Raw genomic sequence first — 20,972 nt, forward strand, 5'->3', positions numbered from 1 at the left:
GCACCGTCACTATTCGGATACGGATAACAGCTAGATTAATGGGTAGGACAAATGTCCTCTCCAATCGCCGACTTCCCGAACGGAGCCATAACGGAAGAGACGGATTGCAGTTTCCCGTTCTTTGCGACGCATTCCACCCGGGCAGCGTCGTCGATGTTCTCAAGAGGATTCCCGGCAACAATAATTAGGTCGGCTAACCGCCCAGGTTCTAGGGTTCCCAGATCTTCGCTCAATCCGAATGCCTTTGCCGGCAGGTACGTCACTGTCTCCAGCGCCTGCCACGGCTTCAACCCTCCGTACTTCACCTGTGCGCGCAAGTTGATATGCAGGCTGGTAGCCGGAATATCCAATGGCGAATCAGTTCCTGCAAGAATCAAGCCGCCACTGTCGAAGACCTTCTTAACCGTTGACTCCTCATCCTTCAGATGGGCCAGTGCCGCAGCTGGATCAGCATGCGTCGCCGTCTCGATCGCCGTTCGAAGCCGTTTGTTCTCCCATGGCGGTGCGATCTTCTGTCTCGGATCCGAGGCCATCCCTGGATCATCGGCATAGGGTGCTTGCGAGAATGTAGTCGAAATCGTCCACATTCTAGAATCCACCATCAGTTGCGTCACGTCTTCATAGGAGTGCCCCGTGAACGACCGCGAATAAGCCCACCCCGTTCGCGCGGTCGCAGAGATATGGCTCATCCCATCCTCGCCCAAGGCTACCGCCGGCAGCAGATAGTGGGAAGCCGTTTCTACGCCCATCTGTGTGTGTGCATAGTCGATGCCTTCCTTCGCCCACGCATACGGAAGCCGAACGTAAAGCTTCACAAAGTCGAAATCCAAAGCATGCAGTCGATCAAACTCTCTGTGAAGCTGCGCCTCCGAAGTCGTCGCAATCATCATCGGATAGTAGACGCGTTCACCGTCTACCGCCTCCCCAGTGTTGAAGATCCGCGGCCCCGTGGCAGCACCGGAGAGATAAGCCTCCTTGTGCTCGACGGCACGATAAGCATTGTCAGCGAGTCCACGAAGCTCAGTGATGCCATATGCGAGCCATAGCCGTCCCATACGGTCTCCGTAGTAGATTCCGTTGTCGGAGTCGGCATGGACGTGGTTTTCAAATAACCCCGGCATAACCGTAGAATTCGATGCTTCGATCGTCCGTGTGACACCAGCAGGAGGCGTAGCCGAATGCGGGCTGACACTGGTAATTCGGTTATCCGTTATCAGGATGTCCACATCTCTCAACTCCTCCGCGCCCTTTCCCTTCCAGAAGCGTCCGGCGTGAATCAGCAGCTTCTGGCTGGGCTTGGCCTGGCTGTAACTTAGGTCAACAGCAACAGGAGTTACCTTTTTCGTCGCGCGGTCAATCAGCCTCAGCTTGCCATTCGAGAGGTAGAGAAGATGAGCAGAGTCACCTGACCATGTAGGAGCGTCCGTCGTCTCATCATTAAGCTGCACCGCAGGGCCCGACGGATGACCGTCCACATCGACAGGCATCGTGTAGAGAAGGTCGCGAAACACGAGTGCAATTTCCTTTCCATTTGGAGCATAGATAGGACCATCTTCGGTTCTCGTCGTGACCGATTCATACGGCGCAGGAGAATAGAACTTGGTCGCCTTCGTCGCTAAATCCACTGTGAGAATGTCGCTCGTTCCCTCTCGAAAGCGCTTTGTATAAGGGTGAATCGTGGCGATCGCAACTGTCTTTCCATTCGGAGCGAAGGAGGCACGCCCTGGGAAGAAGGTCGAGGGGGCGAGTGGAGAGATCTTCCCCGTTGCCACATCCGCCAGCAACGTCCCTCCGGTCTGGTCTTGGAAAGCGATCATCTTTCCATCAGGCGACCACGCCGGCATAATCTGCGCGCTCTCGCTCGGCGCCACACGTCGATCCACCGAGCTATCCTTCTGGGACATATCGTGCAGATAGATATTCTCTATCCCGCCCCGATCCGAGACATACGCCAGCCACTTCCCATCCGCAGAGAAGATCGGACCCTGCTTATAAAAGCTATCGTCGGTGATTGCCATCGGCTTTTGGCCGATCGTCATGAGATAGAGCTGGTTTAGGGCGACGAAAGCAACCTGCTTCCCATCGGGCGAAAGAGCGGGTGCATAGATCCCTTTGATCGCATGCTTGCTCTGTTCGTCGAAGTCATAGTGTTTGTGGATATAAACCGGGCGGATACTGTGAATCTCCGCTGTAAAAGGAATACATGTCTCCTTTGAAGCGTCGATATCCGCGCGGAGGATCTTTCCGTTCCCCGTGTAGACCAGCTCTGAATTGGAGAGCCACGTCGCAGGAAATGGGAATGCATCGGAAGACTTGCTTACATAGAGCGGAGTTGCTGAATTGGCGAGAGGACTAACCGTCAGATACCCGGCGTTCACAAAAAGGCCCTGTCCCTCGAAACGCGTGTACGATATCTTCGATCCATCGGGAGAAAAGCTCGGAGCCTCCAGTCTTCCCTTACCCGGATCGATCGCAACAATCGTATGCCTCTGCCCTGATGCCAGATCGATCGAGGCAATCTCCCTACCCTGGATCCCCGTCCCCGAGACGAAGGCGATCTGCTTGCCGTCAGGAGACCAGCTCGGCTCATACTCATCCGCAGGCGAGTTCGTAACCTGCTTCAGCCCGCTACCATCCGTACGCACCGTCCAGATGTCATAGGACCCCTTGAATGCCCGATCACTCGCAAAAGCGATCGTCGTTCCATCCCGGGAGATGCTCGGCTCGCGGTCATCCCCGTGGCCTGTGGTCACCTGCTTCAATGCGCTCCCATCCGGCTTCATCGTCCAAATATGGAACGTACCTCCGGCATAACTCTGCAGGACTACCAGATCTCCCTTTGCTGACCAGCCGGGATGAGATGCCTCCTGGATCGGCTGTGTCAGCTGTTTCGCCTCCCCGCCGCTGAACGGAATCGCATAGATCAGCCCTTGTATATCCGCAAGAATGGTCTTGCGATCCGGCGACACCGTCACCTGCATGTCTGTGCCTTCGCTAATCTTGATCGTCTTGAACGGCGTCGCGGCAGTGGTTGTCGCAGGAGCAACGAGAAAGGCAGCCGAAAGAACCAGAAGGGATAAAGCACGAAGCATGGAGTGTCCTCAAGGTTTGCGCGCAGTGGATCTCCACTGCGCGTCGTTGTTAGGAGATAACTTCACGACAGCTGCGCCAAATCAAAACTCCAATCGTGCAAGGAACTGCAGCGACCGGGGACGCCATTCCACAGGCACACCGGTTGCAGCCGACGTTGTCTGCGTCGGGGTACCGTACGCGCTCGACGTAACTGTTACGTTATAGCTGCCGTAGTTCGAATGGTTGAACAGATTGAAAGCCTCCACTGCAAGCACAGCGGAGTACCGGTCTCCAAACTTGTGCCGCTCCTGGAGCCGGCTGTCCATGCGATATACATTCCTTCCATAGAATGCGTTGCGCTTCGTCATCCAATATCCGGTTGACGCGTCCAGGAAGTTATCCGAGGGATCGTTATACACTCGCACACACGTCGTCGATCCTGTCGGGCAGGTTGTCGAAGTGGCTGGTGTCCCATCCGCCTTGTACACCACCGGAGTCACCCCGGCACCAAAAGTACGGTTATAACTCGGCGCATATCCTGTCGGCTGGGCCGTACCTACAGCCGTCGGAAACGCGTTGCCGGATCCATAGTGAAACAGACCCGACAGCGACAGCCCGTATCTCCACTCGTAATTTCCGTTCACTGTAAGCGTATGCCTCTGGTCATCCTGCGCATTCGCCCACTCGTCGTGCAGACCATTGATGAAGGGTTTGTTCGGATAATAGAACGGCGACTCCGAGTTGTTCTTATAACGAGAGTAGGTATAAGCGATACCCCCTACAAATCCCCCGGCAAGCGAATGGCGAATTCCCATCTGCAGGCCGTCATAGATCGATCCCACGGAATCCGGAGTAAAGAACTGATTGATGTTTGTGAAATTCGCAGCGCACACGTTTGGTCTTCCTGCAATCGGATTTGTATCCGGTGTCACGCCCCCGCTCGGGCAATTCAGCGCTGTACCAGGCGCATACACCCCGCTGGGATTCAGGTTGAATTGCGGGTTGTTCGGATTCTGAATCAGGTTAGAGTTCAGACGGACCCAGTCGCGATAAACACGTGTATGAATATAGTCGGCTGCAAGCACCGTCTTGCGATCAAGCTGTTGCTGAACCCCTGCCGTTATCTGTAAAGACCATGGTGTAATCACCTTCGGCCCGAGAGGTTGAACCGCTTGTCTCGGACTCGTTACGGAGCTGGGAAACGGATTCTGCAGGTTCAGCGGTGCAGCGACGGTACCCGTAATGGAGTTCTGCTGCGACGCTACTCCGTTGAAGATCTGCATGTCGATCGTCTGGTTGGCCGAGATATCCGAGTAATAGATTCCCGCTCCTCCACGGATCACCGTGCGGCCAGTTCCGAAGAGATCGTAGTTAAATCCCAAACGCGGTGCGAAGTTATTGTTGTCTCCGCTGGTCGGAGTCAAGAGGCCGTTGTTCAACTTCAGATTAGGAGCGAACGCGCCGATATCGTTGTCGTACCGCACCCCCAGATTCAGCGTCAGTCTGGTCAGCACCTTCCAGTCGTCCTGCACCCAGAAGCCGATCTGGTTTCGCGGAATATCCACGTTGAAGTTACCGGCACCCTGCGTCAGCGTTGCTCTGGCGCACGCGCGATTCAGCTCCGTGTAGTTCCAACTGCCCGGGTCGGTCGTTCCATGCGGAAATGCGAGTTGATAGTCGACCGGTGAACAGTTCGCAGAACCTACCGTGCCGCGCACATTCTGCTGAAAGTAGCCAGTATGCGCCGTGTGCATGTACTCCACACCGGCTTTGATCGAGTGCTTACCGGTCAAATAGTAAACATCGTCACGATACTGCTGAACATTCTGGCGAAAGATCTGCGGATAGTTGTAAGGTCCGCCGATCGTGAGCGCTCCTCCGGTGCTGCCGTCGGGACGATTCGTCACTCCGGCAAATGTGATCGCAAGCGTCTCGTACTCCGGCAGGTTCTGCCACTCAAAGTGGCTTAGGCCTCCATGGAGTGAATTCACCAACTTGGAACTGACCTGTCGGTCCCAGTCTGCCAGGAAGCCATAATTCATTCGTGTCGCATAGGAGAAGCTCGACGGATCCGTTGATCCGGAAGCGACCACATTGTCGTTCTTGAAGGTGAATCCATTTCCCCGCAAAAACAACCGGTCTTTCTCAGTGGGCTGCCAGTCTCCGCGGCCAAGATATTCGTTCACGGTAATCGTCTGCGGAGCCACCACCGGGATATTAGTCGCAATCGGTGTCGTCGGTACGCTGCTGGACTGATGCTCCCCTTCATACGATCCGAAGTACCACATCTTGTCTCTCATGATCGGACCACCGAACGTGCCGCCAAACTGCTGATCGGACAGTGCGGTCACCTTATGCACGATCGGGTCCGACGCGTTGAAGGCATCATTGCGGAAATATCCAAAGATCGAACCGTGGATATCATTTCCGCCCGCCTTTGACTGGACATTCACATAGACTCCCGAAGATCGACCCAGCGTCGCATCGAACCGGTTTGTAATAATCTGAAACTGCGAGATGGCATCTGGCGAAAAGCGAGGCTGTCCGAAGCTCGCATCGGCCGTGTCTTGCGTCACCTGCAGGCCGTCCAGGTTGATCTGAAATTTGCCCGAGTTGTTTCCTCCTAGGGGAGTGTCATTCGTGATCGCATTGACACGCACGCCCGGAACCAGCTGCGCTAGCTCCATGTAATTGCGGCCATTGATCGGCATGTCCTTCACTTCATCTGGCGTAATGTTTCCGGCCACCGTCGAGGAGGTAGTATCCACCGCCACATCGTCCGACTGAACCACTACAGACTCATTTGTGCTCGCCAGCGGAAGTGTTGTATCGATCTCCGGTGTCTGGCCGACCAGCATCGTCACTTTGGTCTGGACTGAGCTGAATCCCTCTGCCGAAACTGTTACGACATAGTCACCCGCGCGTAGGGAAGGCACCTGGTAAGTGCCCGCATCCGTCGATTTCGTCGTGAGGATGCCCCCCCCGACCTGCCTGATCTCGACCGATGCGCCGGCTATCACCGCGCCTTGGCTATCGGTCACACGCCCGGAGATGCCGGTCTGTTGCGCCCGGCTGAAAGAAGCAACAGAAAGGGAGAAGAATACAAGTAGAAAAAACCGAAAGACCATCTTCATTATTGGGAACCTCATCTCGGATAAAAGCGGATAGGCCCCGGCTGTTGGCCAGGGGAACCGTGTCTTGATTTGCTTGGAGAAGATAGTCACCAACACAGCGTCGGGGCTGCGAAGGAGGTCGCGACCTCATCCCAGGGGAACTCTGGGAACGAACACCACGTGGATAGCTAAGCGTTAGGCGGCATCGCATACACGTCCCGTATGCGGTCTAGCTCAGTATCTGGTTTTTCGTGCAATGGATAACCGGAGACTAGAGCGTTTTTTCGGCGCTGTCTAATTGAATTTTTTTTAGCTCTGATAGAAATTTCGTAAGATCGGGAATAAATTTGAGCTTGTTTACAAAGCATTGACAAATCGGTTGCTCCGCCTAAGATGGAACTACGGCCGAGACGCCGCTTCTTTCCCCCTAAAGATCCTGACCAATTTTCTGGGTTTCTAACCGCCAGCAGCAGTGCAATTGGTTTCCACGCCGAGGCCCTACTTTGGACTTTAGAATCAGACAACTCCAGTGTTTTTTAACTCTGTCGGACCTGCTTAACTACGGGAAGACGGCTCGTGCGCTCTACATGAGTCAGCCAACGATTACGTTTCAGATCAAATCGCTCGAAGAAGCCTTTGGTGTAAAGCTCTTTGAACGCGATCGCCAGCGCGTGCGCCTCACCGAGGCGGGCTGCGCCTTCCGCGAGTACGCCCAAAGCATTATGGACACGGTTGGAGCCGCGCAGGAATGCCTGAGCAGCCTGCATACCCGTCTCCGTCTCCGCGTAAGCTGCGGTCCAGTCGGTCAGTTCATCCTGCTTCCCGCCGTCATTCGAACCCTCACCTCCGCCTATCCCGACTTCGATCTCGAAGTAAGCGAACTTACTACCGAGCAGCAGATGGCGCGACTCTCCGAAGGAAAGATTGACGCTCTCCTCATGGTCGGATCTCTTCCTGTACCCGGAATCATCTTCGACCCCATCTGTCATGAGCCGCTCATCGCCATGGTTTCGCGGCAGAGTCCCCTCGCTCAAAGAAGATCCATCTCCGTCGAAGATCTTCGCCACACCAGCATCATCGCCTCCAGGCTTCGCGACTGCCGCTACCATCAGCCTTTTCTCCATAAACTTCTGTCCCCCTTCGGCATAGTCCCAAGGATCCTCGAGTCTCCCCAGTCCTGTTCCGTCCAGCTTGCATACGCTGCCTCCGGCGAAGGCGTCGCTATCGTCAGTGCCTCTATGGCCACCTGCGAATTCCCTCACCTCGTCGCGCTTCCCTTCCGCGAGCCACTTCCCGAGATTCAACTGGGCCTCTCAGCCATGGAGGCAAATGAATCATCATCAATGAAGATCTTCCGCGACATCGTCCTCAAATGCGCTGCCTCCACGCTTGAAAGATACGGTCTTGCTGCCTCTGTCGCCCGGCCGACGCGCCAGCAGGTTGCCATGATGGACCGCCGCGAGGCCAGCTAGCTCGATCCAGTTCGTCTCAGATCCTTCTTCCCTTGCTAACTAATTCATTAGTTGCCCGTCCATACCAAGAGGCGACTATGCCACCGAAGAGATCCAATACGCTAACGGAAGCGGAGCTCAGGCTCATGAAGATTCTCTGGGAACGAGGAGAATCCGCCGTCGCCGACCTCGTATCCGGCCTTGCCGACACTACTCCGCTGGCCTATACCTCCGTCCTGACCACCGTCCGAATCCTTGAAAAAAAAGGATATGTGCGGCACCGTCAGGAAGGCCGCGCCTTTCTCTATAGTCCCTGCGTTGCCGAAAACGACGCTGGACGCACAGAAGTTCGCCAGCTCCTGCAAAAATTCTTCGGAAACTCACGTGAGCGTCTGCTCTTGTCGCTTCTCGGCGACGACGATGTCACTCCCGAAGAGCTCCGACGACTTAAAGAGGCCATCGCCAACACTCCCGAAGAGGAGGATCGCTGAATGTTCGAGCATCTGATCAGTACCATCGTGCCGCTCTCCGCCGCAGCTTCCGGCTCTCTCATAAACGCCATCGCCCAGGGAACGATCCTCGCCGCGGTGGTAGCTTTGTGTCTCCGTCTTCTTCCCAGCATCAAGCCGGCTGCCCGATTCGCCATCTGGATTTCGGTACTCTTCACCATCGTTGCCCTGCATCTGGCTCCCGGAATACGCTACACGTTTGGGCCGTACCACTCTTCGCTTCCGTTTCACGGAGCCTCAGTCCGTATCGACCCCCGCTGGAGCCTACCCATCGCGGCCTTGTGGCTGCTCATCTCCTTCATCCGAGCCTTCCGGCTGGTCGGCAGCGCCGTCGAGCTGCGCCGTATCGCCGCCGCCGCTCTGCCCATCAAATCGGCGCTTAAGTTTCAGCATCTCCTCCAGGCCGGACTCCGTTCCGCAGAACTATGCAGCTCCACCGATGTCGATCGTCCCAGCGTCGTCGGCTTCTTCCACCCGCGCGTCCTCATTCCCTCCGGCCTGCTGGCCAGGCTCTCCTCCGAGGAGTTGGAACAGATCATCCTCCACGAGATGGAGCATCTCCGCCGCCGCGACGACTGGACCAATCTCCTCCAGAAGGTCGCCCTTATTCTCTTTCCCCTCAATCCCGTCCTCTTCTGGATCGAGCAGCGTCTCTGCATGGAGCGTGAACTCGCCTGCGATGATTGTGTTCTGCACTTCACGACCTCACGCAAGAGCTACGCCGCCTGCCTCACCAGTCTCGCGGAACACTCCCTCATTCGACGCGGCGTCTCCCTCGCCCTCGGGGCGTGGGAGAAACAGTCCGAGCTCTCTCGCAGAGTCCATCGCATTCTCAGCAGGCCTCAAGAAAGGATGAAGCGCCGCACCTCCAACCTAATCACCGGCTCGCTGATGGCGGCTCTTCTTGGTGGTGGCTTTCTGCTCGCCGGCACTCCACGACTGGTCAGCTTCTCTCCGGCAGCTGCAGACGTCTCCCCTATCGAGACTACGGCAGCCCTCGACGGGAAAGCGTCTCACGCATCAACGCAGCGGGACGGCTTCTCCCCTACCTTCGTTAAGGCAGTTATGCCCGAACCGCAGAAGCAGGAAGTCAGCCACCGTAGAGCCGCTCACCACAGTCCGGTGCCGGTCAAGGCGATTCACCGCACAGCGCGGCCCCGGCCTCAGCAATGGGTGGTACTCACCAGATGGAAGGCGAACGCCGCGCAGCCGCGTCCCATGCTCGCCATCTCCGAGATTCCCGAATCTTCTTATGCCGCCGTTTCCTTTGGAAATGGCTGGCTGATTCTTCAACTCTAACCACTCATTCCCACACACAGGAGCAGCAAACCATGTCCCTTTCAACTAATCAATTAGTAGCAAAGCTCAAAAAGCTCGCCATTCCGGCGGCGCTTGCTGGCAGCTTTGCCTTGGGAGCCGCAATCTTCGTTGGCACCGGTGGTGTGCATGCAGCGGCTGCGTTCAGCGCCTCCCCGCTCGATGACCACAGTGTCTCCGCCCTGACCTCGCTCGACCAGGCAATGGAGTCCGTCGCCTCTCGCGTTACTCCTGCCGTCGTCAACATCGCCGTCACCAGCAAAGGCCGCCAGAACGACACCGCCGACTCCGATGACCAGCAGCAAGGTCTTCCCCCCGGATTCGCCCAGTTCTTTGGTGGTCGCGGCATGCCCCAGCAGCCACAGATCGAACACGGCATCGGTAGCGGAGTCATCATCTCCCCCGACGGCTACATCGTCACCAACGGCCATGTCGTCGACGGCGCCACCGACATCAAGGTCACCCTCAACGACCGGCGCGTCCTCTCCGGCAAGGTGATCGGCGTCGACAAGCTGACCGACCTTGCCGTCGTCAAGGTCAACGCAACCAACCTTCCCAGCATCGCCTGGGGAGACTCCGCCAAGCTGCACCCCGGGCAGACGGTACTAGCCTTCGGCAGCCCGTTTGGATACTTCCAGTTCTCGGTCACCCGTGGCATCGTCAGCGCAGTTGATCGCCCTAATCCGTACTCCGACGATCCCCGCAAGCCCGGTGGCTTTATTCAGACTGACGCCGCAATTAATCCCGGCAACTCCGGTGGAGCGCTCGTCAACTCTCACGGTGAGCTCGTCGGAATCAACACCTTCATCATCTCCAACAGTGGCTCCTTCGCCGGTGCCGGCTTCGCCATACCTTCTCAGATCGTCCGCTCCACCGCGGAGCAGTTGATGAAGAACGGCAAAGTTGACCACGGATATTTGGGCATCAGCCTCAACGATGTCACGCCGGCCAATGCACACTTCTTCAACCTGCAGGAAGCAACCGGTGCCATCGTCTCTCAGGTAAACCCCAACTCGCCGGCCAGCAAAGGCGGTCTGCATCAGGGGGACGTCATCTCGCAGGTCAACGGCCAGAAGGTCGTCAACGGGAGCGCCCTCCAGGTCGCCGTCAGCCAGCTTGCTCCCGGCAGCAACATCTCGCTTGGCGTCCTTCGGGATGGAAAACCCCTGACGCTCAACGTCACGGTTGGCCGATTCCAGAAGAACACCGACATCGCTGACAACAACGGCGATGGCTCTCCTCAGAGCGGCAAGCTGGGTCTTGCCGTCAGCGATCTCACCTCCGACGTGGGGCAGCAAATCAACGCGCCGGACCAGCTCAGCGGTGTCGTCGTTCAAAACGTACGCCCCGCCAGCCCCGCGGAAGACGCCGGCCTTCAGCCTGGAGACGTCATCCTCGAAGTCGATCGTCATCCAACCACCTCTGCCAGCCAGTTCGTCAATGAGGTGCATCAGAACCCGGCCGGCAAAGACATCCTTCTCCTCGTCTGGTCCAAGGGAAACGCAAGCTACCGCACTATCCATCCCGAAAGCCAGAACGGATAACATCTTGGAATCTCTTCGAGGCCACCTCTCTTCGGTGGCCTCGGAGAGCCAAGATCGGTTCAATCGACGCTACCTTATTGAATAAATAGATCAGGTTTGCTGGAAAATGTCCCGCGCTAGCTCCTGAAGGAGCTCTGCTGAATCCCTAAGCTAAAGAGAAGATGCCGCCAGCGGGAGCCTCTTTTCCCACCGATCCAATCAGCGCGAGACGACAAGAATTTCGAAGCTACCCGGGAGAGCGGCAGGTCGGGAATGCGGCGTCGAAGCTCTGGGAGCCGGTGGTGCTCCGAACTTCGCAGTGGAAAGAAAAATGCGGCCGGTGACCGCGTCATAGGCCATCGTCCGAGCCCCCGGCATAGTTGTCACCGTCTGCACTGTAGGGAATCCCGGCTTGGCAGTGTCGATGATCGACAGTGTGCCCTGTCTATTCGAGGAGAACGCGAGGTGCATCTTCGCATCGTAGCCCGCCGCATCCGGAGAATCTCCGATCGTCGCAAGTCCAATCACTCTTCCCCCGACAAAATCGGAGATCGCCATCTTATTGCCGTCGCATACCGAAAAAAGGCGATGCTGTGCTCGGTCAATGGCCATTCCTGATGGCGAGTCGCACCCGGTGAGGGGCCAGCTTGTGATGACCTTCTTTTCCTTCGCATCCAGCTTCACAACCACGTTCCTGTCCTCAATGTTTACGAAGACATTTCCTTTCCCATCCGCCTGCGGGAACTCGGGCTTTCCCGGCAATGCAATCGTCGCCACAATCTGATTGGTCGCGGTGTCCATCACGGATACGTTCTTACTGCGACCATTGAAGACCCAAATCGTTTTGGTCAATGGCTCATAGGTGATGCCGTCCGGATTCGTGCCTGCAGGAACGGTCGCCTTAATCGCAAGCGAGCTACGGTCAAACACCACAATCGCATTGCCGCCGCCGTCACTGATATAGCCTGTCTTGCCGTCTGGATTGAGCGCAACGCCGTGCGTACCCTTTAGGCCGCTAATAGCGCCGACGGGCTTTCCGTTCTCGGTGTCCAGCACTTCCACTCGTGGGCCGTGTGTCACGTACAAGCGCTGGGCGGCATCATCACTCAGCAAATAGTCCCAGCCACCTTCACCACCGATTTTCCAATGATCCGTCACATGGTAAGTTTGCGCATGCGATACAAGCGCGATGCTGAGGAAACAGATCCCTAATCCAAGTTTGCTGGGACGCATGACAATACTCCGCAGGTTAAGTCTCGGCCGGAATGCACCGGAGTCTCTAAGTCTCGTTGTTGCGCCTTAAGCAGAACTTAAGTTGCCCTCGCGATCCGTGAAAAAATGGGAAACCGAATCTCCACCTCCGCCCCACCATCCGGATGGTTCGCTATACCGATGCTTCCTCCAGCGCGATCGCAAATGGCTTTACAGATAGAAAGCCCCAGACCTGTACCACCGCTCTTACGACTGCGTGATGCGTCTCCACGGTAGAAAGCATCGAAGAGAAAAGGGCGATCCTCTTCAGAGATGCCTTCACCATAATCGCGAATACGCAGGACAACAGTCTCTCTATCCGTCATCATCGAGATTTTGACAAGCCCGTTGGTAGAAGAGTGTTGGAGAGCATTCAGAAGGACATTAGAAAATAGCATCATCGCATCTTCACGATCCAACAGGACCTCTACGCCAATTTGCAGGTTTTCAGTGATAACCTCAACTTCCTTGATGTCCGCATAGGGCTGGCTTTGAACAATAACATCTTCAACGATCTCGGCGAGATCGCTCGTTTCCCTGTCCGCTTTCGGCCCTTGTTCGAGCCGCGCTAGAGCCAACATCTTCTGGATTGTGCTCTCCAAACGGCCGATGTCTTCCAAGCCCAAAATGAGGCCTTGCTCGTATTCTTCGACGGTTCTGCGGCGCATGCTCAGTAGCTGCACAGACGACTTTATGATCGCCAAATCGGTCTTTATTTCGTGCGCCGCATCGCTCGTAAAACGCCGCTGCTGTTGGAATGATCCTTCCAGGCGAGCGAGCGCCTTTTCGATCGCTGATGCCAAAGGACGTAGCTCAACAAATCGTTTGCTGCTATCGGGTGCGTGGAACGTCCAGCGTTCTGCGCTAACCTTCTCGGCTTCGTGCGCTAGTTCTCGAATTGGAAGCAAGAAGCGTCGAATCAGCCACGAGATCAGAAGAGTTGTGATGCCAAGCAGCGCGACCGTGGCGATACTGAAAAATCGGGCCTCCTCGAAGACAGCGTGCCAGGTATCACCTTCTGGAACTCCGTAAATGACCGTAACATGATGGTTTACCGCACCTGGGCTCCCCGGGTCGATCACTCGCTCGCCCTTCAACATATAGAAGCGGAACGGACGATCTTGTACCTTCGTTCTGGTGACTGAGCCAGGGATGACGGAGATTGATGGGAGAGTGCCCCTCGCTCCAAGGATCTGACCGTTATCGACAGTTACCCTGTAAATCGCACGCGATGGGAAGCTCATGCCTGTGAGATCGAGCTGAACGCTTCCGTCTTTGCTATCCGCCTCTTGCACGGCGCCAAGAAGTGCGTTGCATGTGCCTCGAAGATTGGCATCGAAGGTTTCAAATCTGACATGGCGTTCGTGATTCGTGACGGTGGTTATCAGCGCAAGCGCCGCAAACAACTCCAACAGGAGAATGGATACCGTGAGTCGCCGAGTAATAGAGGCGTTTGTTGTCATCGCCAATCCTCTGTTCGCAAACGATAACCGCGGTACCGCAATGTCTCGATGATCGGTTCGCTGCCCGGCTGTGTAAGTTTGCGTCGAAGATTAGAGATGTGTGCCTCAATTACGTTGGAATGATGCTCCCAGTCATAGTCATATAGATGTTCCAGGAGTTGCTTCTTGGACACAATCGCCCTGGGCTTATGGGCCAGGTATTCGAGAATTCGGTACTCCGTAGGAGACAGATCGATCACCTGAGCGCCCCGAGTAACGGTCTGCCGAACCGTATCGATTTGCAGATCCGCAACATGGATTTGCGGAGAGGCAGCTCCCTTGGAACGGCGGATTAGCGCCTTGATGCGAGCTATTAGTTCCCCAAGATCGAAGGGCTTGGCGAGATAGTCATCGGCTCCGCAGTTCAGCAGCTCAATGATTGGAGTCTTGCCTTCCTGGGCCGTCAGGATGAGGACGGGTGTGAGTATGCCTTTCTGCCGAAGTGACCGCAAAACTCCTTTGCCGTCGCGGCCCGGCAACATGAGGTCCAGAACTATGAGATCGAAGAGGTCCTGTTCGGCATACTGCGACCCTTCGAGCCCGTCAGCCGCATGATCGACCGCGAACCCAGCTTCGCGCAAGCCCGCGACTATATTGGCCGCAAGCCGCATTTCATCTTCGACCAAAAGCACTCTCATAGAACGCTATTTTCGTCTCCTAACCTTAAGTGTCGCTGAAAATGGAAGATCTCATTCGGCGAACCCGTTGGCGGCTCTCATATCAGACGAGAATGCTAAGCTTTCCGAGCAATTGATGGGCACCCTGAGCGCTATCAATGAAATCCATAGAACGGAATTCTAGTGTCTTCGTAAAGCTGCCGGGCGACGCGTGTTAAGGCAGAATGAAGGGCCAGCATATTAGTCGATTTCCGTTTTGTTCGCGACAAGAAATAAGACACAATTAGTCGATTGCCGTTAGGCCCGATTTCATCCGAACGCGAGGGTCGCTGCAAGTCCGACATTTAGACCAGTCGAAGGCCGGCGTATCTCGTTAGACTTAGCCTCTATCGACCGGAGCGAATTGGCTACAGCGGGTCGTTCCTGGGAGGCAACGTCAACACGTCGTCACGTAGGTCATGAGTTTGGCGTGCGTGCCTCTCTGCTGACCGCCTCATCAAACCCTCCATGTGAATTAAGTGGGTTCTTTGCACTCGCAGGCATCCTCATTATGAGGTGCACAGATAGACTGAGACGTTCCAAATAAATTTGGAAGATTCCTTGACAGCGGTAAAACAGCTAACTATATTTTGCACCGCATAATAAATCCTCATGTTTAGCGAACTGGAAAAATTCCCCGAATCCGTGGGAACGATATTTACTCATGTGTCTGAACGCCTTGCCATTGTCGGACCGAATGCTCCGGTAATTATCGGGGATTGCACTACAGGAGAGCCATATGCAGCGTGCCATTTATTCTTGTTTGATCTTGTTTTGTGTTCTGACCAGTCTGGCGCTGGGCCAGTCAGTGGATAGGCAGCAGATCACTGGTATCGTCACTGATTCCACCGGAGCTGCGGTGCCAATGGCAGAAATAGTTGTCACCAACGAAGCTACCGGCATTAGTCGAACTGTGAAATCGAACGCGGACGGCAACTACACCGTCCTTAACATCCCGGTAGGCGTTTATACCATTACAACAACCGTGAGTGGCTTCAAAAAGTCTGTCTTGGCTGGAGTCAATGTTGACATCGGTGGCAAGCCGGATGTTCCCGTGCAACTAGCCGTCGGTCAGGCTACCGAGTCCATTGAAGTGCAAGCCGGGGTGGTCGCGATCCAGACCACAAGCGCCGAGATAGGTGGCGTTATCACGAGTACGGAAGCCACACAGATCCAGTTGAACGGACGTAACTATGTCCAACTCCTGACTCTGCAGCCTGGCGTCTCGCAAACCGTGGCGAGCGGCTTCGCCATCTTCGGTACCTACGGTGTCAATGGCAACTCGCAGTCAGTCAACGGTATCCGGACCGACTCGGCGAACTATTTCATTGATGGCGTCGACAACAAGGATAACGGCGGCGGCGGCAACAACTTCGTCAACATCTCGCCAGACTCACTGCAGCAGTTCCGTAATGTGGCATCCAGCTATGACGCCAGCTATGGCGGCACCGCCGGTGCGACCGTTTCTGTCGCAATCAAGAGCGGGGGACGCGATTTTCATGGCAGTGCGTACGAGTACATCCGCAACGATGCGATTCAGGCCTATCCCTTCCGTGCAATCAGCTCTTATAGCCAGGCTCCGATCAAGGCGCCTCTGCGCTATAACGATTTCGGCTATACCATCGGTGGACCCGTTTGGATTCCCGGTGTCTTCAACCAGAATCGAGAGAAGCTCTTCTTCTTCGCCGCGCAAGAATTCAAGCGTCTGCGTACCTCAACCGTAACGAATGTGACCGTTCCAACTCCAGCAGCCATCGCGAACGCTATCGCCACCGGCCCGTCGACCGCTACCGGCCGCGCTCTGGCCGCCTCAGTGCTGCAGGATCCTAGCGGCAACTACCGTTATCTAAGTCTGGGAAACAATAATCAGTCGGAGTATCTGGTCAAGATCGATTACAACCTGAACGAAAAGAACACTATCAGTGGACACTTCGTTCACGACAACGTCCTGAACATCGGTAATCCAACCAACTTCGTCATCTATGACCGAACCATCCCCGGTCTCACAAGCGCTCTGTCCTGGACTCACACCTTTAACGCTAAAACGGTAAACACCGCAACTGGTTCCTACTCTGGAAACATCATTAATGAAGGCGGAAACATCCGGGCAAATCCACAGTTTGGAAACAAGTCGATCAACCGTTCTGACTATGGGATGAATTATGCGACCCTGTACAACGCATCGAGCGTGATCCCGCAGATCACGATTACAGGCTATGGCAATCCCGGCGTAACACCGAGACAATTCGATAACTACCAACGCATTTACGCCATGAAGGACGATTTTTCTCGCGTACTGGGCAATCACACTCTCAAAGCAGGTGCGTACTTCTGGCGCGCTCGCAAAAATCAGACCGCTCCGCCACAGTTAAACGGAGCCTTTACGTTCGCCAACCTGGCGGGTCTTGTAGGAGGCAACTTCGTCAGCTATACCGAAGGCAGCAACATTCCGCAGATTCAAGCTCGCTTTCTCCAGTTCGAAACTTACGTGCAGGATGACTGGACGGTGAGCCGCCGACTTACCTTGAATCTTGGTCTCCGATGGCAGTACATGCCGCCAATCTCCAGTTGGCCCAACAACACCGCCTTCTTCGATCCGAGCCTGTTCGACCAATCAAAAGCCGCAACCATCAGCCTGGCAAACGGATCCATCACCTCCAACCCGTCACCTTACAATGGTCTTGTGCTACCCGGCACCGGTTTCTCCAGCAAGGCGAAGCAGGTCGTCGCGCCGGCCGTTTACAACAATCCCCAGGTGCTGGCGTTGTTTCACAACCTTCCTCCAGGCATCGTAAACACCGTCTACAACACCTTCGCTCCACGACTTGGATTTGCCTATGATCTGAGCGGCAAGCAGGAGACCGTTCTCCATGGCGGCTACGGCATGTCCTATGAGCGTGTGGAAGGCAACTACATCTACGGTGCGGCCTCACAGTTGCCGTTCACCGCGGTCGCTTCACTCGCCAGCGCCGGCAATGCCGATAGTCTGGGAAGTATCGGTACCTCGTCGGCCCCGACCAACATCGGTAATTCGGCGGCTCGCAACCTTGCACCGCCCCGGATTCACAACTACAGCATGGGCATACAACAGAAGCTGTTCAACAATACTTCGCTCGAGATCAATTATGTAGGCTCGCGTTCCACTAACCTCACCTATCGCAAGAACCTCAACCAGGCACCCGCGGGTACTGAGCAGGCCAATCCAACGATTAAGCAGCGTAATGCCCTGCGTCCCTATAGGGGCTATGGTGAAATTTACCAGTACACCAACGGCGCGGTCTCCAACTATAACTCGTTGCAGGTACGCATGCAGACCCGCTTCAGCAGTGGCGGCCTTGCTACCGTGTCTTACACCTGGTCCCAGGCGCTGACGAACGGTTCCAGCTTTGACTACCAGCCGCAGGACAGCACGAACATCCACGCCGACTATGGTCCCGCCAGCTACAACCAGCCGAAGATCTTCGTCGCAAGCTATGTCTATCCCATTCCGTTCTGGCAGCATGAGCACGAGTGGTACAAGCAGGCCCTTGGCGGTTGGCAGCTTTCCGGCATTACCCGGATCTCAAGCGGCTTGCCGATTAACGTGATTCAACCCTCCGGTCTGTCGGTCGCGGGCAACTTGGTAACGACGGCCAACGTCGCGCAACGTCCTAACCTGGTGGGAAATCCCTACGCCAAGAAGGGAAAGCAATATCTGAACCCCGCCGCCTTCCAGGCTCCGGCGCCAGGAACCTATGGCAATCTTGGCTACGATGCCATCAAGGGCCCTCTCTTCAACAACTGGGATGTAGCGCTGCAGAAGAACATTGCCATCCACGAACAGATCGGACTGGAGTTCCGCGCTGAAATGTTCAACGCTCCGAACCATCTTTCGCCGTTCGTGATCGGCGCTACAAGCGGAGCTGTGCTCGGCGCTCAGCAGGCAGACGGTTCTTATCAAGCGAACTTCAACCCGACCACCGGTGCTTTCCAGAACGCCTTTGGACAGGTAACTAGCACAACCGATCCTCGCACCATGGAATTCGTCCTTCGTATCCACTTCTAACTTTTGTCACGACTCTGAAATTTGTCATTTGGTATCTTTCCGCTATCGTCTTATCGATTGGGTCGAACCCCTGTTCAAGCTCGATTTCCTTCCACTGGCACCAGGAACGCGCACCAAGATACGGAACATCATGTCCGCATTCTTCTCGCACGGTATCCGCCATCAGTGGATTCACTTCAACCCGATTAGCAAGGTTCGCTGTTCTGCGATTCGACAGCGTGAGCCTGATGTCCTAACCCCTGAGGAGTTCCAAGCTCTTCTGCCCCAACTCGAAGTTCGAGAGCGGGCGATGGTTCTCCTTGCAGGTAGTACAGGACTACGCCGCTCTGAGATGTTTGCGCTTCGGTGGCGCGATGTGAACTTCACTACTCTGGAGGTGCAGGTTCAACGTGCCGTCGTGCGTAATCGCTTCGGTAAAGTAAAGACACTGGCCAGCAGGAAGCCAGTCCCTCTTCACGCATCGGTAGCAGATGAACTAAAGCGTTGGAGAAAACAATCTGCGTACCGGGCAGATGATGACTTCCTCTTTCCGTCCGTCAGATTGAACGGCCAAGCGCCAGTCTCGCCGGATACGGTGTTAAAGAAGATCATCCGCCCTGCATTGAAAGCTGCTGGCATTACGGGCAAAGTCATCGGCTTTCACTCGTTTCGCCATTCTCTTGCGACTAACCTGCGGTCACTTGGGGTAGACGTGAAGGTCGCTCAAGAACTTCTCCGTCACGCCAACAGCCGCATCACTATGGATATCTACACCAGGGCTGTGAGCGCGGATAAAAGGAATGCAAGCGGACGCCAGACTCAAATGCTGCTTGGAGGAGCAGCTATCGGGAATCATCCCTTTGCTGTGAATTGTCATTCTTAGTTATGGCCTCTAAACCCTTGCATTTCTTAGGTTTAGTGGCGGGGACGACGGGGCTCGAACCCGCGACCTCTGCCGTGACAGGGCAGCGCTCTAACCAACTGAGCTACGTCCCCAGCTCGTCGATACACTGAAAAAACAGGACCAACTCGCCGATAGGTTTGAGTTTATCAGAAGATGATAAGAAATGCGTAATCTGGAGCCGTCCCAATAGCTTTTGTCTCTAGAGGGCAATATGGCCTCGCGGTAACTCTAGGCGATGACATCTGGTCCCTAGTTTTGCGAATTCCTCTTCCACCGGGCGAGGATTGCACGAAAGTCCACACCACGTATGCTCGCATCTAACAACTCCACCATATGGAAGATTGGCACTTCTGGAAGTCCCCGACGGCGCAGACCAGCCTGCAGCTGGAGCAGGCAGCCGGGATTTGCGCTGACAAGAACCTCCGCTTTAGCCGCAAGCAGGTTCACAACTTTTCTATCTCCCAGAGCTTCACCGGCCTCCGGATGCATCAGGTTGTAGACACCGGCTGACCCGCAGCACAAGTTTGGCTCTGCTATCTCAGCAATCTCGAGCTGAGGAATTTGCCGGAGCAGCGATCGCGGCTCCTGATAGATTCCTTGTGCGTGCCGAAGGTGGCAGGCATCCTGGTAAGCCACGCGAACCGGCAGCGCATGTCTTGTCTGCCGTGGAGGATGCAGAAGAAGAATCTCCGAGATGTCGCGACAACGGGATGAGAACTCTTTCGCTCGTTCCGCCCACTCAGGGTCGTCGCACAGCAGATGACCATACTCTTTCATAGTCGATCCGCAGCCGGCAGCATTGATGACGATGTAGTCCACCCCTGCGCGCTCGAAGGTCGCAATCATTTGACGAGCGTGAGAGCGTGCCTCTTCTTCCACGCCACAATGAACCATCAGTGCTCCGCAACATTCCTGTTCAGGAGGAACGATGACTTCATATCCTTCTGCCGCCAGTACTCTGACAGTTGCTTCATTAACATGTTGGAAGAACACTTGCTGTACGCATCCTGCAAGCATTCCTACACGGATCGGCTTCGTCGTCCTTGTCTCGCCAGCCTCGCTTCGCATTGCAGGCGTCCTCGAGAGCAGGCCATGGAAAGCGCTGTCGGGAACCGTCGGAAGCAGAGCCTCCATCGCGGCGAAACGCTTCGGAAGGTGGTTGAGAATTCCACTCGCTCTAACCAGCCTTCCGAGCCCTGAACGTTGATAGATCAGAGCAGGAATTGCCAACAGGCGCAGGCGTTCAGCATGAGGAAAGATTGCGAAAAGCAGCTTCCGGAACAGCAGTTCATCTGCCGGTCGCTGGATATGCCGCTCGACCTGAAAACGCGTATTCTCTATCAGCTTGTCATACTGAACTCCAGAGGGGCACGCGGTCATGCAAGCCATGCATCCCAGGCAGTTGTCCATGTGCAATCCAAATAGTTTATCTAGAGGAGCTTCGCCCTCACGCGCTTTCGCCATCATGTAGATTCGTCCGCGTGGAGAATCCATCTCCTCGCCCCAAAGCACATAGGTAGGACAAGCGGGCAGACAGAATCCGCAATGCACGCAATCCGCGAGGAGATCCTTCGAAGGTGGGTTGTCATCATCGAAGCTGCTTCGCTTCGAAAGCTGATTGCCTGACGCGATCTGTGTAAGGTTAGCCAT

General features: G+C 55.5%; 12 protein-coding genes and 1 tRNA gene. 6 read left to right on the forward strand and 7 right to left on the reverse strand.

Translation table 11 applies throughout. The features are described from left to right. Positions 1 to 35: 35 nt before the first annotated feature. On the reverse strand, positions 36 to 3,092 hold the full coding sequence (locus JAO29_RS08920) for an amidohydrolase family protein (RefSeq protein WP_334267855.1): 3,057 nt from the start codon (positions 3,090 to 3,092) through the stop codon (positions 36 to 38). A gap of 81 nt (positions 3,093 to 3,173) precedes the next feature. Continuing rightward, entirely contained in the window at positions 3,174 to 6,206 is a 3,033-nt protein-coding gene (locus JAO29_RS08925) for a TonB-dependent receptor (RefSeq protein ID WP_334267856.1), read from the reverse strand. Between the two features lie 482 nt (positions 6,207 to 6,688). On the opposite strand from JAO29_RS08925, the gene JAO29_RS08930 reads away from it, so the two are divergent. The 4 genes from JAO29_RS08930 to JAO29_RS08945 all read left to right on the forward strand — a co-directional run bounded on the left by JAO29_RS08930 (position 6,689) and on the right by JAO29_RS08945 (position 11,006). Next, positions 6,689 to 7,657 carry a LysR family transcriptional regulator gene (locus JAO29_RS08930; protein WP_334267857.1) on the forward strand — a complete coding sequence of 323 codons (969 nt, stop codon included), beginning with the start codon at positions 6,689 to 6,691 and terminating at the stop codon, positions 7,655 to 7,657. A 77-nt stretch (positions 7,658 to 7,734) separates the two neighbouring features. Then, positions 7,735 to 8,127, forward strand: a complete 393-nt coding sequence (locus JAO29_RS08935; protein ID WP_334267858.1) for a BlaI/MecI/CopY family transcriptional regulator — start codon at positions 7,735 to 7,737, stop codon at positions 8,125 to 8,127. Next, positions 8,128 to 9,444, forward strand: coding sequence for a M56 family metallopeptidase (locus JAO29_RS08940; RefSeq protein WP_334267859.1), 1,317 nt, complete (start codon positions 8,128 to 8,130; stop codon positions 9,442 to 9,444). It abuts the gene before it with no gap. A 32-nt stretch (positions 9,445 to 9,476) separates the two neighbouring features. Continuing rightward, a complete protein-coding gene (locus JAO29_RS08945; protein ID WP_334267860.1) occupies positions 9,477 to 11,006 on the forward strand; it encodes a Do family serine endopeptidase in 1,530 nt (509 codons plus the stop codon). Between the two features lie 198 nt (positions 11,007 to 11,204). On the opposite strand, the gene JAO29_RS08950 is transcribed toward JAO29_RS08945, so the two are convergent. The 3 genes from JAO29_RS08950 to JAO29_RS08960 all read right to left on the reverse strand — a co-directional run bounded on the left by JAO29_RS08950 (position 11,205) and on the right by JAO29_RS08960 (position 14,376). Beyond that, a complete protein-coding gene (locus JAO29_RS08950) occupies positions 11,205 to 12,218 on the reverse strand; it encodes a YncE family protein (protein WP_334267861.1) in 1,014 nt (337 codons plus the stop codon). Between the two features lie 77 nt (positions 12,219 to 12,295). Beyond that, entirely contained in the window at positions 12,296 to 13,699 is a 1,404-nt protein-coding gene (locus tag JAO29_RS08955; RefSeq protein ID WP_334267862.1) for a sensor histidine kinase, read from the reverse strand. After that, complete coding sequence (locus tag JAO29_RS08960; RefSeq protein WP_334267863.1) at positions 13,696 to 14,376, reverse strand: response regulator transcription factor; 681 nt, start codon at positions 14,374 to 14,376, stop codon at positions 13,696 to 13,698. Before JAO29_RS08960 ends, JAO29_RS08955 begins: the two co-directional genes overlap by 4 nt. Positions 14,377 to 15,133: 757 nt before the next feature. Between JAO29_RS08960 and JAO29_RS08965 the strand changes: the two genes are divergently transcribed. Next, positions 15,134 to 18,439 carry a carboxypeptidase regulatory-like domain-containing protein gene (locus JAO29_RS08965; RefSeq protein WP_334267864.1) on the forward strand — a complete coding sequence of 1,102 codons (3,306 nt, stop codon included), beginning with the start codon at positions 15,134 to 15,136 and terminating at the stop codon, positions 18,437 to 18,439. A 130-nt stretch (positions 18,440 to 18,569) separates the two neighbouring features. Beyond that, positions 18,570 to 19,301, forward strand: a complete 732-nt coding sequence (locus JAO29_RS08970; protein WP_334267865.1) for a tyrosine-type recombinase/integrase — start codon at positions 18,570 to 18,572, stop codon at positions 19,299 to 19,301. A 36-nt stretch (positions 19,302 to 19,337) separates the two neighbouring features. Here JAO29_RS08970 and JAO29_RS08975 read toward each other — a convergent pair. Together JAO29_RS08975 and JAO29_RS08980 are read right to left on the reverse strand one after the other, a co-directional pair. Then, positions 19,338 to 19,414, reverse strand: a tRNA-Asp gene (locus JAO29_RS08975). 157 nt (positions 19,415 to 19,571) lie between these two features. Next, positions 19,572 to 20,972, reverse strand: coding sequence for a heterodisulfide reductase-related iron-sulfur binding cluster (locus JAO29_RS08980; protein ID WP_334267866.1), 1,401 nt, complete (start codon positions 20,970 to 20,972; stop codon positions 19,572 to 19,574).

Source organism: Edaphobacter sp. HDX4 (genome assembly GCF_036877565.1).
GTDB lineage: Bacteria > Acidobacteriota > Terriglobia > Terriglobales > Acidobacteriaceae > Edaphobacter.